This window comes from Velocimicrobium porci, assembly GCF_009696045.1.
Taxonomy (GTDB): Bacteria; Bacillota; Clostridia; order Lachnospirales; family Lachnospiraceae; genus Velocimicrobium; species Velocimicrobium porci.
Genome location: NZ_VUMT01000002.1, coordinates 137906 through 154835 on the forward strand (window position 1 = coordinate 137906; position 16930 = coordinate 154835).

The following is a 16930-nucleotide window of genomic DNA, read 5'->3' on the forward strand; positions in this document are numbered from 1 at the left end:
TTTCTATATCAATTTGATTTATTATCTGTTCTTGATTCTGTAATCATTCTATCAGTAATTTGTGTTCAGTTTGTGAAGACTATTTGAATAGTATGTCATAGAAGTATGTACTTTTTATGAACTATTAAACCATTAAAACAATATATGCCTTGAAAACTTAGTATTTCATAATCCGTTATAATAAAAGCAAAAACGGAGATGAAAATGATAATGAAAATTTTAAAATAGGAACTCTTGATTTAAGGAAGTTTAAATATTCATGTGTTTGTCGTGAGAACTGCAAATTTATTATAGACGGATTTTATATAATGTATTATAATAAAAAGGCTATACAAGCAAAAACTAAGAAACAAAGCAGGTGCTTCATTATGATAAAAGACAATCAAAAATTATTAAATCAAGTTCACGTTATCATTGATGCAGTTATCATTGTAATTGCATTTTATTTGGCTTATCAAATTCGCTTTGACAGCCCACTTACCTATTCTATTCCATCATTGGAAATTGTTGGATACTTTTATCCATTGAGAATTTATGCAAGAATTTTATTATTATTAATCCCTGGATATATATTAATCTATTTTAAATGTAATATGTATGGTCCAAAACGGTCCCGAAGCAGATCTGTTGCAATTGATACAACGCTTTACTCGAACTTAGTTGGTATTGTATATTTTACCTTTTTAATGGTTATATTTAAGCAAAATGAAAGCGGTAGTTATTCCTCGCCATTTTTGGATTATTTCAAAGTATTTGGAGAAACTTCCCGTTGGTTTTTAGTTATTTTCTTCCTCTTAAATGTAACTTTAGACCTTATATTCCGTTTTATTCTCGTTACCGTACTACGGCATTTTCGCAAAAAAGGATATAATCTGAAACACGTTCTTATCGTAGGATATAGCCGTGCAGCAGAACGATATATCAAAAGGCTGAAATATAATCCGGAATGGGGATATCAAATTCATGGCATTTTAGATGACTCCCTTTCAAAGGGTCAGGAATTTCTTGGTGTATCTGTTATCGGTACATTAGAGGATTTACCGAACTTATTAGCCAAAAATACATTAGATGAAATCGCAATCACACTTAGTATCAATGAATATGCAAAATTAGCTTCTATTGTAAATATGTGTGAAAAATCTGGTGTTCATACTAAATTTATTCCTGATTATAATAATATTATTTCTTCCAGACCTTATACAGAAGATTTATTTGGCTTACCGGTTATTAATATAAGAAATGTCCCATTAAGCAATGTATTTAATAAAACAATCAAACGGGCAATCGATATATTTGGTGCAATCGTAGCATTAATCTTATTTTCAATACCAATGATTATCGTATCCATTATTATAAAAACAACATCCAAGGGACCTTTGATTTTTAAACAAACCCGTGTTGGGCTTCATAACAAGGAATTTGCAATGTATAAGTTCCGCTCTATGGAACAACAGCCCCCTGAAAAAGAAAAAGTTGCATGGACAACCATTAATGACCCTCGTGTGACCCCGATTGGTAAGTTCATAAGAAAAACAAGTATTGATGAACTCCCACAATTGTTCAATGTGTTAAAAGGTGACATGAGTCTTATCGGTCCAAGACCAGAGCGTCCTTTCTTTGTTGAAAAATTTAAAGAGGAAATCCCACGTTATATGATTAAACATCAGGTTCGTCCAGGCCTTACCGGCTGGGCACAGGTGAACGGCTACCGCGGTGATACCTCCATTAAATTACGAATTGAACATGATTTATATTATATTGAAAACTGGACTTTAAGTCTTGACTTTAAAATTTTGTTCCTTACATTTTTTAAAGGATTTATCAATAAAAATGCTTATTAAAAAACGTGTACCAAAATCTTTCTCTTATGATTTTGGTACACGTTTTTATTTTTATCTACCATTCTGTTGTAAGGGTTTCTTTCTGCTTTTGAACCTGCTCAGTTACCTTCTTCGTAATGTCACTGTCTTCTAATACTCTCGATACCATATCACTTTTTTCCTTTTCTGCCGCTTCTTTTTTCCTCTTCTGTTCTTCAACTTCTTTCTTGTATTCTGCTGCAAGCTCCCGGTCAATAACAAACCTATTGTCCATCGTTTTCATAATATCTCTTATCTGCATCTCTTTAAATACCCTGTCATACTGCAAATCATAAATCTGATTATCTCGAAAACTTAAAACCATCGGTCTTAAAATATTAATCTTATTTTCATTTAATACTAAACCACGATGTCCATTTGTTAATTCGACACATACACCTACAGAAAGAATATTAACGCTGTCAATTAATGCACGAACTGCAATTGGACTAAATTCATCCTCTTTCTTCTGCAAGTAACGAATTGCCTCCACTTCTGATTTTGGCTCTTCATTTAATTTCATGCTTGTCAGAATATCATATGTATATGCAACTTGAATGATATCCGCTGCCTGGCTATTTATTTTCTTTTCCCCTTCCATATGGTCAATCTTACGAATCGTCTGCCCAATAATGCTTTTTACCTGAGATTCAATATTATAGTCTGCATTAATTAAGTTGCATCCTAATATATGAGATTTTTTCAATAACTTTTTATCATCCTGTACATAACTTTCCTTGCCACGTTCATTTTCTCCGGCCAGCAAAAGCTTTCCGATATCATGAACTAATGCTACTGTTACTACATGCTCTTTTTCTATACTTGAAAACTGAAGACGATTAGACATAAGGGCGGTCAAAATTGCAACATTCAATGAATGCTTATATACATCATCTTCTGGACTTCTCAAGTTTTGCATAAAATTAATCTTATGATCAAGATTTCCATAGTTCCGGACAATATCTCTGGCTAATTTTCCTAATGACATCGCTTTTTTCCCTGTGGCAATTGCCTTTAACGCATCTCGCAATGTAAATATCGACATCGTCTGGAACCGTTCAAATTCCACATCCTCCTGACTCATAGGAGGTACCGGCTCCGCCGGCTCTAAAATATAGATTCCCATAAGCCCAAAGTTACGGATACTATAGATTCCCTGCATCGTAAGCTTTGTATCTCTTTCATATAACAAAACACCATTTTTATTATAAATTGGTCTTGCCAGCCTCATTCCTGCCTTTAAATCTTCTGCCTTTACAAATCGCATTCGTTTTCCCCGCTTTCCATCCTAAATTAATACTTCTTCTTTCATTATAATATGTTATATTAAAAAACTCAATAAAATCTATATACAGATAAATCATTCAGAATATTTTTTCTATACAGTTTTCTAATTTTTCTCCTCTTTCCAGAACATTTTCAATGCCTCACAAATGTTTCTTTTGTTCACCAAAAGATTTGGAAACCATTCTCTCGGAAAAAGTGCAACATATTCTTCTTGCAGAAAACGACTATCCAGTAAAAGTATTGCTCCCTTATCTTCCATTGTACGGATTACCCTTCCTGCTGCCTGAAGCACCTTATTCATTCCAGGATACAAATAAGCATATTCAAATCCTTTTTGTTTCCTTTCCTGATAATAGGAACGGAATAACTCCCGTTCATTACATACCATAGGAAGTCCGGTACCCACAATAACAGCACCAATCAGTCGATCCTTCTTTAGGTCGATTCCTTCACCAAAAATTCCACCCATTACACAAAATCCAATTCTAGTCATCGTTGGTTTTTCTTTAAAATAGGATAGAAATTCTTCTTTCTCTGGCTCCGTCATTGAATTCTTTTGAATATATAATTCTTTTTGTTCCGATAATTCCATATATTCTGCAATTTCATTCATCAACTGATAGGATGGAAAAAACACAAAATAATTTCCAACTTTTTCTTTCACAAATAAATTAATATATTCTGCTATCTTTTGATACTCTTTATCTGAGCGTCTGGAATACTTCGTACTCACATCATTTCCAATCATTAGAAGTCTTTGTTTTTCAGAAAATGGAGATGGTGCATAAATGGCATAATCCTCGCTGTCGCCGCCTAATTGTTCTTTATAATACTGAATTGGAAGTAGCGTGGCTGAAAAAAAGACTGCACTTCTCCCTTTTCCAATACAGGAACGAATCTGACCGGATGGATTCATACATTGCAGTGTAATACGAAACGCTCCGTCCTCTCTGTAATCCGTATAAACAATATAATTATCATCAATATAATCATAGATATTCATAAAATGACGCAAATCAAAATAAAATAACAATACGGTTTCCCGTTCATCAAAATTAGAAAATTCTTTTAAAAATTCTTCCATCTCGGAGGTAAGACGTAGCAAGTGCAAATAAAAATTCCCTGTCTGATTAACAATACTACAATCGTCACATTGTCTTTTTAACTGCAGCATATCAAGGTTACAGGCATCCAAACGTTTCACTAATGTCTTTGAATACCCTTTCACAAGCCGACGTACTTCTAAAATGTCTTCTTTATAAAGAACTGCGCTGTACATTGCTCTTGCCCGCTCAACCAGATTATGTGCCTCATCAATCAAAAAAACATAGTCATTTTTCTTCTCATTTGAAAAAAAGCGTTTTAAACTTACGTGCGGGTCAAATACATAATTATAATCACCTATAACAACATCTGCCCACGTTGTTATATCCAGACACATTTCAAATGGACAGACACAAAACCGTTCCGAATATTCTAATATTAACTCTCTTGTAATCTGATTCTGCTCCGTTAATAATGCAAACACCGCATCATTTACCCTGTCAAAATGCCCTTTTGCTCTCTCACATGCAACAGGATTACATTCACACGTATCCATAACGCAAATTTTTTCTTTTGCAGTTATTGTCACATATTTTAATTCTGCCCCTTCTTCTATTAATCTTGAAAATGTTTCTTCTGCTACAGTTCTTGTAATTGTCTTTGCAGTCAAATAAAAAATCTTGCAGACAATTCCCTCTCCCATAGCTTTTACAGTAGGAAAAACGGTAGAAATTGTTTTTCCTACTCCTGTCGGAGCTTCAATATATAAGTTTTTATTGCGCAGTATCGTCCGATACACACCTTTTACCAATTCCTTTTGCCCTTTACGATATGCAAACGGAAATTGAGTTCTCTGAACCGACTGGTTCCTCTTCTGTATCCACTCATACTGCCAGCATGCCCATTTTGCATATTCATCTGTCAGATGTAAAAACCATTGCTCTAATACTTTATAGTCATATTCTTCTACAAAATATTTTTTCATTTCTGTTTCAATATTGCAATAGGTCATCTGTACTTTTATTTTATCAAGCGACTTTTTTTTCGCATAAATATATGCATAACACTTAGCCTGTGCCAAATGAATCCCAATTGGTTCTTTTAAATAATCCAAGTCCATATAGATTGCCTTTATCTCATCAATTGTAACATCTTCTTCCTCAATAATTCCATCTGCCCTTCCTTCGACACAAAATTCCAGATGATGTCCATCCCGCTCTACCGGAACAGTAATGGACAAAGGTACTTCTGCCTGATAACTTCTCCCCATGCTTTTTTGTATCTTTCTATGAATTCTACTGCCTTCCTGCATTGCATCCAATTCCGCTATGCCAACTATTCGGTTATCAATATCGCCAGAACGCATAATAAACTCTACTAAATTACGAACGGATATCTTAATAAGCTGTTCCATTTTTATGTCCATACATGTCGCAAATCTCCTTTCTCTTTATTTGCAGGCTATATTATTTTTTGCAACTCTCTCTACTATCTTCCCATACCCCCTGTATAAAAGCAATATATTTTTCTTGCTTTTTCCTGCTATATCTGTTAAATTCATATTAGAATATCTATTCAATAATTATAAAGAGAGGTACTATAATGAGTGAACATAATCACGAACACGAATGTGGCTGCGGTTGCGGCTGTGGACATGACCACGAACATGAAGAGCAAATGACAGTTACTTTAACATTAGATGACGGAAGCGAATTAGAATGTTTAGTATTAACAATCTTCCCTGTTGGAGAACACCAATATATTGCCCTTCTTCCATTAAATGAAGAAAATGAAGAAGAACAGGGCGAAGTTTATTTATACCGTTTCGAAGAATTAGAAAACGGAGAAATTGAACTTCAAAATATCGAAGAAGATGACGAATACGAAGCTGTAGCGGATGCATTTGATGAATTTTTAGATGCAGAAGAATTTGATGAAATGTTTGACGAAGACGAAGAATAGAATTGTCATTTTGTGAAAAACATGTAAAGTGTATTGTATAATAGAGTGATTACATATTTTTATGTAACCACTCTATTATTTTAGGCTTCAATTCCGTCAAGTTCACCGATGACATACTTGTTATGGGAACCCATTCCAATTATCGAAATATATTACACTTTTATTTCAAAAATTTTCTCGATTTTTTTCTATCAGCTCATATACAAACCTAGACGGCTCTAATTTTTTATTATACCGCTCTTTTGAATAATAAATATACAACTTACGCTTTGCCCTTGTCATTGCAACATAAAATAATCTTCTTTCTTCTTCTAAATCAGCTTGTACCGATGCTTTATTATGTGGCATTACCCCTTCATTGGCATCAATAATAAATACCGTGTCATATTCCAATCCTTTTGAACGATGCATTGTTTCCATAACAACAGCGTCTTCTTCTTTTTTATCCTGCTTTTTTTGCGCTTCCAGCTCTTTTTTGTACTCTTCCATATGTAAAAACCATTCTTCGTATGTTTTTAATGGTCTGCATCCTTCCAGTAATTCATCCAGCACCTCATATAATTCTTCTACCCGAATTCTTCTATAATCGGCGTATTCCTGCAAATAATCATCGTATCCAATACTTTTTCGAATATATTGAATTGCTGCATAAGGTGGTTGGTCTTTTAACCACTCCATATCATATTCCCAGTCATCAATCCGATCCAGCATATATTTTTTATCCTGGTAAAAAATTCTTAAATCTTCAAAAGAAACCTCGGGATATTCAAATGCCTCCCTGCTTATGTATCTTTTGGGACGATTTGCAATCCGAAGAAAATACTTACGTTCTCTGTTTCCCATTGCAATCTTAATATAGCTAATTATATCTCTTGCAATCCAGTGATCATAAATATTAGGAATACTATCCTGCATACAAAATGGAATATTATAAAGCATAAGAAGTTCCATTAATGCCCTTGGTTGAGAATTTGTCCGAAAAAGGATTGCAATTTCCTTATATGGTACCCCACTTTCATGAAGCGTAATAATTCTCTCTACAACTCTCTTATTTTGCTCCCTCATTGTGGAAAATCCAACGACCGACACAGGTTCTCCTTCTTTTTGATTGGCATAAATTTTCTTTTCAAATCGTTTTTCATTATTCGATACAACCTTTAGTGCTGCCTCTACAATTGGCTTTCCTGAACGATAATTTACATCAAGCAAGACTTTTTTTGTATCTTTAAAATCATCTTCAAAGTGAAGCATAATCTCAGGCTTTGCTCCTCTAAAGCGGTAAATTGATTGATCATCATCACCTACAATAAACAAATTCCTATGCGGTTCTACCAACATTTTTACAATTTCATATTGTATCTTACTAATATCTTGAAACTCGTCAATTAATACATACTCAAACTGACTCTGCCACATTGCCAGTATATCCCCACGCTGACTGAGCAAGTCATAACAATACACAAGCATATCATCAAAATCAAGCATATGTTTTTGCCGTAACATTGTATTGTAATCGTTTAAAATATCACGAAATATATCTGCTGCACAATTAGACGAATAATAATGTTCTAGTGGCATCATTTCTCCTTTTACAAGACTGATTTCACTTTCTAAATCAGAAATAAACTCTGCCTCATCTTGTATATCAAGTTGATATTTTGATAGAATATCGCGGAAGAATTGCCGTTTCTGCTCCACTCGGATAATTTGATTTGGTGAATAATGATATGCATGTTTCAAGATAGAAAAAAAGATTGCATGAAAAGTTCCAAACTGCACAGGAGCATAACTACCATTCATTTTTTGTAGAAAACGTTGTTTCATCTCGACTGCTGCTGCCTTTGTAAATGTAACAACTAATACCTTTCTGGGATTTACACCCAGTTCTACTAATCGCTTCGCACGCTCTGTAATCACCGCAGTTTTACCGGAACCGGGCCCAGCTAATACAAGCATGGGTCCGTCCTTATGTTCAATGGCTTCTTTCTGTGCACCATTAAAATTCATTTTATATCTCCTATATTTCCTACTATAACTCTTTACTGTAATTCATTTTCTAATTTAGAGATTGCCGCTTTAATTCTCTTTACGGATTCATTTTTCCCAACAATTTCCATAATTTCAGTTGCACCACCTGGTGTCATCTGTTTTCCGGAAACCGCTGTACGAATTGGCCACATTGCGTATCCATTTTTACAGCCTTTTTGCTCCACATATTTTACCAAAGAAGCATATAATGCATCATTGCTATAATCTTCCTGAGCTTCAAAAATTGGAAGTAACTCTTTTAATACTTCCAAAGAAGTTTCAGGTGTTGTTTTCATTTTTTTATGGCGATACATTTCAATATCATATTCCGGAACTTCTTCAAAGAAATCAATCAAATCTTTAATATCTGGGAAAATCTCAATTCTTGTCTTTACTAATTCTGCAATTTTCTTTAAATCAATATCTTTTGTGATTACCTCTTTTATATAAGGCTCAGCCATAGAATAGAAGCGATCAAAATCCATTGCTTTCATATATTCGCCGTTCATCCATTTTAATTTTACCATGTCAAAAACAGCCGGTGATTTGTTGATTCGATGATAATCAAATGCTTCCACCAATTCTTCTAATGAAAAAATCTCTCTGTCTTCTGCAGGACTCCATCCAAGTAATGCAACAAAGTTTACAATTGCTTCTGTCAAAAATCCCTGATCTAACAAGTCTTCAAAAGAAGAATGTCCACTACGTTTGCTTAATTTCTTATGTTCTTCATTTGTGATTGTTGGACAATGTACATATACAGGTACTTCCCATCCAAATGCTTCATAAAGACGGTTGTATTTTGGAGAAGAAGATAAATATTCATTTCCCCTTACAACATGCGTAATCTTCATTAAATGGTCATCTACGACATTGGCAAAATTATAAGTTGGATAGCCATCTGATTTAATTAAAATCATATCATCTAATTCTGAGTTTTCTACTGTGATATCTCCATAAATTACATCTGAAAATGTAGTAGAACCTTCTGTTGGGTTATTTTGACGAATTACATAAGGAATTCCCGCTTCCAGATTTTTCTCAACTTCTTCTTTTGATAAATGAAGACAATGCTTGTCGTATTTTGCAATTCCCTCTCCATTTTCATCTGTTTCAGAAGTTTTCAAGCTCTCGAGTCTTTCCTTTGTACAAAAGCAATAGTATGCCTCTCCCTTTTCAACTAATTGTTTCGCATATTCTAAATAAAGTCCTTGTGCCTGACGTTCACTTTGTACGTATGGACCATATCCACCATCCTTATCTGGTCCTTCATCATGAATAAGACCTGTTTTTTCCATTGTACGATAGATAATTTCAAGTGCACCTTCCATAAACCGTTCCTGGTCAGTATCTTCGATTCGAAGCAGGAAATCTCCTCCTTCGTGTTTTGCGATTAAATATGCGTATAAAGCCGTTCTTAAATTACCAACATGCATACGTCCGGTTGGACTTGGTGCAAATCTCGTTCTAATCTTTCCCATTTCTATTCAGTACCTTTCTTTCTATATATTTTTTATTTATAAAGCAAATTCGCAACTCATTAGATTATATACCAAAAGCCTATTATTTTCAATGTTCCCAAAATCATTTTTTGAACAAAGTGGACAAGTCTACCTCTACTCCCTATATCTCTCACTCATGAGGGACTTGCTCCACTTTGCGTGCCAGATGCGTGTTGCATGCTTTTTGCAACAATACTCCTTTCGCATCAGTGCACATCCTCACGGAGCTTTTTTGCTTTATAGGAGACGAACTTTCCTATAAAGCAAAAAAGCCGGCTACATCCAAAAGATATTGTGGCCGGCTTCTCTTCATTTCACTATTCTTTTAAAAATTCTGCAATTAATTCAACATTTCGTTCAATTGAATGTTTATCTGTACGAAGTACCAAGTCATAGTTACCTATACTTCCCCATTTTTCACTTGTGTGGTAATTGTAATAATTCGCACGTCTTTTATCAAACTTTACAACTTCCTCTGCTGCTTTTTCTTTTGTAATTCCGTATAATTTTGTTGCGCGGTCAATTCTAAAATCTAATGATGCCTGTAAGAAAACACTTACCATATTCGGGTCTTCTTTCAAAATATAATCGGCACATCTTCCAACAATAACGCATGGACCTTCAGCGGCAACTTTACGAATTATGTTGGATTGAGCTAAAAAGATTCGATCATCAATTGACAAGCTGGAAAATCCAAAATCTTGACTGCCATACGCATTCATGCCCATTGCAATCGAATATAACAAACTGTTTGTCGCTTTTTCTTCTGCTCTCTCAAATGCTACCTCTGCAAAACCACTTTCCTTGGCAGCTATTGTAATTAATTCTTTATCGTAGAACTTAATATCAAGCTTCTTCGCTAATTTTTCACCGATTTCCCGACCACCACTTCCGTATTGTCTGGTAATCGTAATTATTTTATTCATATCAATGCCCCCATTCGCGACTGCACATGCTGTTCTTATTTATATTGATGTTATAATTATATCATATTTTTCAAATTATGCAAAAACTTTTTCTAATTACGGCCAAATTCGCTCAATTCCAATCCTTCATTTCTTTCCTGTACTGTTTTAATACTCCATGGATGAGTAAAAATAAGTAATGGATTGCCTTTTAAGTCTTTTATTTTCTTTGTATCCGATGTTACACTTAGTTTACTTACATCAATCTCTTTATTTTCAATCCAGCGGATATGCTCATAAGGTAATGGTTCCAGTCGGATTTCAACGCTATATTCTGATTCCAAACGATATTTCAATACATCAAACTGAAGAACTCCTACAACCCCTACAATAATCTCTTCCATTCCTGTGTTATATTCCTGAAAAATCTGAATGGCACCTTCCTGTGCTATCTGCTCAATTCCTTTGATGAATTGTTTTCTCTTCATCGTATCAACCTGGCGTACCTTTGCAAAATGCTCTGGTGCAAACGTTGGAATTCCCTCATATGCAAACTTATTCTTGCCGGTGCATAATGTATCTCCGATTGAAAAAATACCCGGATCAAATACTCCAATAATATCTCCGGCATACGCTTCTTCTACATGTTTTCTCTCCTGTGCCATCATTTGCTGTGGCTGGGACAGACGTATCTTTTTTCCTCCCTGAGTATGATATACTTCCATACCAGCTTCAAACTTACCAGAACAAATTCTCATAAATGCAATTCTATCTCTATGTGCTTTATTCATATTAGCCTGAATCTTAAAGACAAAAGCAGAAAAGTCTTCACTAAAAGGATTAATCTCTCCAATATCCGATTTTCTTGAAAGAGGTGATGTTGTCATATCAAGGAAATGCTTTAAAAAAGTTTCTACCCCAAAGTTGGTCAATGCAGAACCGAAAAATACCGGTGAAAGCTTACCTGCACGTACCCGTTCCATATCAAATTCATCACTTGCACCATCTAACAGTTCAATTTCTTCCATTAATATATCATGATTTACTTTACCAATCAGCTCATCAACCCGGTCATCACCAAGAGATACCTCTACTGTATCCACTTCTTTTTGCCCATTATTTGCAGCAGTGAATCTTGCAATTGTTTTTGTCTGTCTGTCATAAACACCTTTAAAATTCTTTCCTGAACCAATTGGCCAGTTAATTGGACAGGTGCGAATCCCTAATACATTTTCAATCTCATCAATTAATTCAAATGGATCATTCGCTTCTCTATCCATTTTATTGATAAATGTAAAAATTGGTATTCCTCTCATTACACAAACCTTAAATAATTTAATCGTCTGTGCCTCAACACCCTTTGAACCATCAATTACCATCACAGCGGAATCCGCTGCCATTAATGTACGATAAGTATCCTCTGAGAAATCCTGATGTCCTGGTGTATCTAATATATTAATACAATATCCATCATAATTAAACTGCATAACAGAAGAGGTAACAGAAATTCCTCTCTCTTTTTCAATTTCCATCCAGTCGGATACCGCATGTTTTGCAGTCTTACGTCCTTTTACAGAGCCTGCAAGATTAATTGCTCCACCATATAATAAAAATTTCTCTGTCAATGTTGTTTTACCTGCATCCGGATGTGAGATGATGGCAAACGTTCTTCTTTTTTCTATCTCTTTCTTTAAGTCAGCCAAAATAATTCCTCCTAATTTCTTGTAACCACCCGTTCATTCTATCGAAAACACAGTAGCTTGTCAAGAAACGGATTTATTGAAAAAAAACAAAGGGACGGGATAATTCCAATTCTTTCTTTAATTGAATGATTTTTGTTTCAATCTCCTCTATTATTTGCATGAATTCTTTATCCGATTTGTCTGTTGGATCATCCAACCCCCAATTATCATCAAATGGTCTTTCAACAAAAGGGCACCCCACATTACATCCCATTGAAATTGCTATATCCGGCTTTGGAATATCGGAAATCAATTTTGAATACTGCGTCTTTTCCATGTCTATGCCATATAATTGTTTCATAATACGAACTGCATCTTGGTTAATTCGAGGCTTTGTTTCCGTTCCTGCCGAATAACTTTCAAACACATCAAAAGCGAAATGCTTTCCTAATGCCTCTGCAATCTGGCTTCGACAAGAATTATGAACACAAATAAATGCTACTTTTGGTTTTCTCATAATAGAAATTTCCCTTTCATTTCATAAATGACTATACCCTTACCTTATTCAAAATATCAATGACTTCGTCTTTTTTTAAAACTTTTCCATAAGACACAACCTTTCCATCTACTACCAATGCAGGGGTAGTCATAACCCCATAAGCAGCTATTTTTTCAAATTCTCTAACATGGTCAATCGTGGTATCCATTCCTAATTCAGAAAGTGCCTTAATAGTAACTTCTTCAAGTTGATTGCACTTGTCGCAACCACCACCTAATATTTTCACGTCTTGTTGCTTCTTTTTTGTTTCTGTCTGTTCCATTGTTTCCAAAGTGCAATTTTCACAACAACTGCTGTCTTTTTCTGATTTCTTTTTACCTAATCCAAATAATGCCATTTCTTTACCCTCCTAAATAAAACTTTGAAATATATTAAATAAATACCCAACAATCATAATTCCAATCGTACATATTGCTATGAAAGTACCAAGTAGCTTCGGTTTTACTGCCTTTTTTAGCATAATTATTGATGGTAGACTAAGCGTTGTAACTGCCATCATAAAACTAAGGATTGTTCCTAATTGTGCTCCTTTCGACAGCAAAGCTTCTGCAACAGGTACTGTACCAAAAATATCCGCATACATAGGAACTCCTGCCAAAACAGCAAAAACAACTCCTAAAAGATTATGACTTCCAAGTATTGTTTCAATCCACTTTTCAGGTATCCAATTATGGATTACTGCACCAACCGCAACTCCGATCAAAATGTACGGAAATACTTTTTTGAATGTAGATGCCGCCTGCTCTTTTGCATAGGATAAGCGTTCTTTTTGTGAAAGCGTTGGACTGTCAATATCAACCACATCCGCTTTTAAGATAAACTCTTCTACATACCTTACCATGTGCATTTTCTCAATTAGTGTACCACCAATAACCGCTACAATCAAACCGACGATTACATAAATTATTGCAACCTTTGTTCCAAAAATACTCATCAGAAGCACCAAACTTCCTAAATCAACCATAGGCGATGAAATTAAAAAGGAAAAGGTTACACCTAATGGAAGTCCGGCACTTGTAAATCCGATAAAAAGAGGAATTGATGAGCAGGAGCAAAACGGTGTTACTGTTCCTAAAAGTGCCGCCATACAATTAGCACCGATTCCGTGAAATTTCCCAAGTATTTTTTTACTTCTCTCTGGCGGGAAATAGCTCTGTATATAAGAAATCAGATAAATCAACACACATAGTAGTATCGTAATTTTAATCACGTCATACAAAAAAAATTGAATGCTGCTCTCCAGTTTCCCAGATATATCAAGCCCTATTCCCTCCAGTCCACTTTCTATCAGATTATTCAGCCATTTCATACCAAGTATTTGTTCTTGAATAAACTCCCATATCATAGACAGTCACGCCCCTCTTTTACACATGACAGATTTTCAATGTAGTCCTTAAATCCTTTAAGTGTTTCACAACTCAAAGAGTAATGATGCCATTTTCCCTCTTTTCTGTCGTTTACAAGTCCACAATCGCACAAAATTTTCATATGGTGCGATAGTGTTGGCTGCGTGATTTTAAAGGTTTCCAATAATTCACATCCACACTTTTCACCATTCGATAGCATTTGTACGATTTGTAATCTGTTAGAATCTCCTAATGCTTTGCAGATTGCGGTTACATCAAGTACATTCATTTTTATCACCTCACATTGATTTTTATCTATGTATCTACAATAATATATACATAGATGATTGTCAATGTGTTTTTGTAAAAAATATAAAATCCCTTCGATACAGTTCATAATCGAGCGAAGATTGTAATTCACCTAGTTGATTTTTCCATAAGTTTATTCTAACTTGCAGTTTTTTAAACCCATTTCAATTATACAGACTCTTACTTTCTAAAAAATTTGTTCTTCAAACAATTTTTATGCCATTATAAGTCAAAATCTATCTATTTCATTTTAGTAGGATTGTCCAATACATAATACAAGAAAATATTTTCATCCCCATTTCTGGTAACCCGCATGTTTTCTTTTACAAATCGAAATCCACTCTTTTCAATAACTCTTTTCGATTGATTATTTACAACAGAATGACTGCACATTAAGTAATCATACTTTTCATTTTCAAAGCAGAACTTAATTACCCTATTAACTGCTTCCGGCATTAATCCTCTACCCCAATAATCTTTGCTAAGAACGTAGCCAATTTCTCTACCTACAAAATTATCATATTCTTCGTTTAACGAAAAACTAATTTCTTCAAGTCCCAAAGATCCTATTACTTTATGATTATCTTTCTGTTCTAAAGCAAATGTATGTTTTTCTTTGATAAACATCTCCAAAATTGTTTTTGATTCTTGAATTGATGTATGAGGCTTCCACCCAGCCATTTGACCAACCCCATCCACTTTCGCATACTCATAAAAGTCTTCTAAATCTATTTCTTTCCATTCTCTAATTATTAACCTATCTGTTTCAAGCACCACATTTGTCAAATCAACATTTGCATTCATAATTCTAATTCTCCCCATTGAATTCGATTTTTCTGTTTTTTACCATCTTCTTACCCTTCAGCCCAAAAGCATCTATCACTCTAAAAAGTTCAGGCGATGCCGATTTATCTTTAATAATCATTCTATCATTGGTTTTCAAAAGTAACAAAAATCTCTCCGCATTATGTTTAAGCAATCTACCAAACTAGAAGTCGTCGTTATAAATTAATATCAATTTCATACTTATCATCAATAAGCACATAGTTTACATTATGATTTATAGCAAGTTCTAAAATGTGAGAATTATCCTTTAACACACTTTCCAAAGTACACCCTTCGTCATCTAAACGATTTTCAATAACACTTGCATATCTCTTTATGTCCGCAAAGTGATTTCTTATGTAGTCCTCGCTCATTACAAGACAATAGTATCTAATGTTATCAAGATATTCCTTTTCAAAATTCTTAGACCAATCAAAGGGAATATAACACCCCTCAATAATAAGATTCTGCTTGTTCTCTATTGCAGTTTTAATCATTTCACAAACAATTGGCCATAAATAATCTGTAAGGTCTGCATCATCACTCATTGGAGTAAGTTCTGTATTTCCACTTCGAATTAAACCCATTTTTAAATGGTCTATTGATAAATAGGGAAATTTACATTTTTCAAGTAATTTCTGAGCAAGAGCAGTCTTTCCTGTATGTGATGCTCCTGTAATTAAAATAATCATTATTCTCTTCCATTTACATAAATTAGATTTTTTTGTTTCTCCATTACATAGTTCGTCAAAGAAATTCCATTTTTAATAACTTGTTGTCCTTTAATTACTCTATATCCTCTTTGTTCAAAGAACGTTTTAGCAGTAATAGAAGCGTGTGTTATTATTTTATTTGCATTGACCCGTTGTTCCAATTCATCGCAGATAGCAGAAGCAATACCTTGTCTTTGATAATCTTTATGGACAAATAATCTGTCAAGATATCCAGTTTTATCAATATCTCCAAAACCTACAATAATCTCATTTTTGATAGCAACTATCGTAAAATGTGCCAAAAAAGATTTATCCCATTCATTCAAATTCACATTGCCAGTTGCCCATACATCTAATTGCTCTTTTGTATAGTCTTTGGCATTTACATTATGAACTGTCTGATAAAATAATTCTGCTAAAAACTCACAATCAGAAGTATTATACATTCTAAGAAGCATAATGCGTTACCTCGTCAAATTCAAAATCAATTTCATTAATTACACTCTCTCCAATTATCCGGCCATCTGGTGCTATAATTAAAAAGAAATATCTACTATCTTAACAACTTAAATGTCAACTCAGTTTCTAATATTGATACCAAATTAAATAACGTGTTCAAACAGTGTAAATACCAAAAAAGAAACCTTTAGCCATAAAGGTTTCTTCATCTTTCAACTTACTGCGGGAGATGGGACTTGAACCCACACGTTCTGACGAACACAAGATCCTTAGTCTTGCCTGTCTGCCAATTCCAGCACTCCCGCATTCTATATGTAATTAGTTACATAAGAAACTCCCCGAGTAGGGCTCGAACCTACAACCCCACGGTTAACAGCCGTGTGCTCTACCATTGAGCTATCGAGGAATACAAAAGCTATTATAATCTTTTACTTAGAATTTGTCAAGTGT

The 16930-nt window shown here is 34.3% G+C and carries 15 protein-coding genes and 2 tRNA genes; 2 read left to right on the plus strand and 15 right to left on the minus strand.

Going from position 1 to position 16930, the window contains the following annotated elements:
- Window positions 1-368 precede the first annotated feature (368 nt).
- The gene (locus FYJ58_RS02190) at window positions 369-1841 is read left to right on the plus strand and encodes an undecaprenyl-phosphate glucose phosphotransferase (RefSeq protein WP_154516611.1); all 1473 of its coding nucleotides are present in this window, start codon (window positions 369-371) and stop codon (window positions 1839-1841) included.
- Window positions 1842-1896: 55 nt separating this feature from the next.
- On the opposite strand, the gene FYJ58_RS02195 is transcribed toward FYJ58_RS02190, so the two are convergent.
- Entirely contained in the window at window positions 1897-3126 is a 1230-nt protein-coding gene (locus FYJ58_RS02195) for an HD domain-containing protein (RefSeq protein ID WP_154516614.1), read from the minus strand.
- Window positions 3127-3249: 123 nt separating this feature from the next.
- On the minus strand, window positions 3250-5616 hold the full coding sequence (locus tag FYJ58_RS02200; protein WP_154516616.1) for an ATP-dependent DNA helicase: 2367 nt from the start codon (window positions 5614-5616) through the stop codon (window positions 3250-3252).
- Window positions 5617-5792: 176 nt separating this feature from the next.
- On the opposite strand from FYJ58_RS02200, the gene FYJ58_RS02205 reads away from it, so the two are divergent.
- Complete coding sequence (locus FYJ58_RS02205; protein WP_154516619.1) at window positions 5793-6152, plus strand: DUF1292 domain-containing protein; 360 nt, start codon at window positions 5793-5795, stop codon at window positions 6150-6152.
- 165 nt (window positions 6153-6317) lie between these two features.
- Here the strand turns inward: FYJ58_RS02205 and FYJ58_RS02210 are convergent, their stop codons facing one another.
- The 13 genes from FYJ58_RS02210 to FYJ58_RS02270 form a co-directional block, all read right to left on the minus strand.
- Complete coding sequence (locus tag FYJ58_RS02210; protein ID WP_154516622.1) at window positions 6318-8159, minus strand: ATP-dependent helicase; 1842 nt, start codon at window positions 8157-8159, stop codon at window positions 6318-6320.
- Between the two features lie 32 nt (window positions 8160-8191).
- Window positions 8192-9661 carry a glutamate--tRNA ligase gene (gene gltX / locus FYJ58_RS02215; protein WP_154516625.1) on the minus strand — a complete coding sequence of 490 codons (1470 nt, stop codon included), beginning with the start codon at window positions 9659-9661 and terminating at the stop codon, window positions 8192-8194.
- 338 nt (window positions 9662-9999) lie between these two features.
- The gene (locus FYJ58_RS02220; RefSeq protein ID WP_154516628.1) at window positions 10000-10608 is read right to left on the minus strand and encodes a cytidylate kinase-like family protein; all 609 of its coding nucleotides are present in this window, start codon (window positions 10606-10608) and stop codon (window positions 10000-10002) included.
- Between the two features lie 92 nt (window positions 10609-10700).
- A complete protein-coding gene (locus FYJ58_RS02225; protein WP_154516631.1) occupies window positions 10701-12290 on the minus strand; it encodes a peptide chain release factor 3 in 1590 nt (529 codons plus the stop codon).
- A gap of 73 nt (window positions 12291-12363) precedes the next feature.
- Window positions 12364-12786, minus strand: coding sequence for an arsenate reductase/protein-tyrosine-phosphatase family protein (locus FYJ58_RS02230; protein WP_154516634.1), 423 nt, complete (start codon window positions 12784-12786; stop codon window positions 12364-12366).
- A 31-nt stretch (window positions 12787-12817) separates the two neighbouring features.
- The gene (locus FYJ58_RS02235; RefSeq protein WP_154516636.1) at window positions 12818-13165 is read right to left on the minus strand and encodes a thioredoxin family protein; all 348 of its coding nucleotides are present in this window, start codon (window positions 13163-13165) and stop codon (window positions 12818-12820) included.
- A gap of 12 nt (window positions 13166-13177) precedes the next feature.
- Window positions 13178-14173 (minus strand): permease, encoded by a 996-nt coding sequence (locus FYJ58_RS02240; protein ID WP_154516639.1) that lies wholly within the window; start codon window positions 14171-14173, stop codon window positions 13178-13180.
- Window positions 14170-14463, minus strand: a complete 294-nt coding sequence (locus tag FYJ58_RS02245; protein ID WP_154516642.1) for an ArsR/SmtB family transcription factor — start codon at window positions 14461-14463, stop codon at window positions 14170-14172. Before FYJ58_RS02245 ends, FYJ58_RS02240 begins: the two co-directional genes overlap by 4 nt.
- A 260-nt stretch (window positions 14464-14723) precedes the next feature.
- A complete protein-coding gene (locus FYJ58_RS02250) occupies window positions 14724-15287 on the minus strand; it encodes a GNAT family N-acetyltransferase (protein WP_154516645.1) in 564 nt (187 codons plus the stop codon).
- Window positions 15288-15484: 197 nt separating this feature from the next.
- Window positions 15485-16000 (minus strand): ATP-binding protein, encoded by a 516-nt coding sequence (locus tag FYJ58_RS02255; RefSeq protein ID WP_154516648.1) that lies wholly within the window; start codon window positions 15998-16000, stop codon window positions 15485-15487.
- Window positions 16000-16479 (minus strand): GNAT family N-acetyltransferase, encoded by a 480-nt coding sequence (locus FYJ58_RS02260; protein ID WP_154516651.1) that lies wholly within the window; start codon window positions 16477-16479, stop codon window positions 16000-16002. The genes FYJ58_RS02255 and FYJ58_RS02260 overlap by 1 nt, the downstream gene beginning before the upstream one ends.
- A 222-nt stretch (window positions 16480-16701) precedes the next feature.
- Window positions 16702-16785: transfer RNA gene (locus FYJ58_RS02265), tRNA-Leu, on the minus strand.
- A gap of 29 nt (window positions 16786-16814) precedes the next feature.
- Window positions 16815-16886, minus strand: a tRNA-Asn gene (locus FYJ58_RS02270).
- Window positions 16887-16930: the final 44 nt, after the last annotated feature.

Coding starts and splice junctions, on each gene's coding strand:
- FYJ58_RS02190 (WP_154516611.1), top strand. CDS start 369: ATGATAAAAGACAATCAAAAATTATTAAATCAAGTTCACGTTATCATT.
- FYJ58_RS02195 (WP_154516614.1), bottom strand. CDS start 3,126: ATGCGATTTGTAAAGGCAGAAGATTTAAAGGCAGGAATGAGGCTGGCA.
- FYJ58_RS02200 (WP_154516616.1), bottom strand. CDS start 5,616: ATGGACATAAAAATGGAACAGCTTATTAAGATATCCGTTCGTAATTTA.
- FYJ58_RS02205 (WP_154516619.1), top strand. CDS start 5,793: ATGAGTGAACATAATCACGAACACGAATGTGGCTGCGGTTGCGGCTGT.
- FYJ58_RS02210 (WP_154516622.1), bottom strand. CDS start 8,159: ATGAATTTTAATGGTGCACAGAAAGAAGCCATTGAACATAAGGACGGA.
- gltX (WP_154516625.1), bottom strand. CDS start 9,661: ATGGGAAAGATTAGAACGAGATTTGCACCAAGTCCAACCGGACGTATG.
- FYJ58_RS02220 (WP_154516628.1), bottom strand. CDS start 10,608: ATGAATAAAATAATTACGATTACCAGACAATACGGAAGTGGTGGTCGG.
- FYJ58_RS02230 (WP_154516634.1), bottom strand. CDS start 12,786: ATGAGAAAACCAAAAGTAGCATTTATTTGTGTTCATAATTCTTGTCGA.
- FYJ58_RS02235 (WP_154516636.1), bottom strand. CDS start 13,165: ATGGCATTATTTGGATTAGGTAAAAAGAAATCAGAAAAAGACAGCAGT.
- FYJ58_RS02240 (WP_154516639.1), bottom strand. CDS start 14,173: ATGATATGGGAGTTTATTCAAGAACAAATACTTGGTATGAAATGGCTG.
- FYJ58_RS02245 (WP_154516642.1), bottom strand. CDS start 14,463: ATGAATGTACTTGATGTAACCGCAATCTGCAAAGCATTAGGAGATTCT.
- FYJ58_RS02250 (WP_154516645.1), bottom strand. CDS start 15,287: ATGAATGCAAATGTTGATTTGACAAATGTGGTGCTTGAAACAGATAGG.
- FYJ58_RS02255 (WP_154516648.1), bottom strand. CDS start 16,000: ATGATTATTTTAATTACAGGAGCATCACATACAGGAAAGACTGCTCTT.
- FYJ58_RS02260 (WP_154516651.1), bottom strand. CDS start 16,479: ATGCTTCTTAGAATGTATAATACTTCTGATTGTGAGTTTTTAGCAGAA.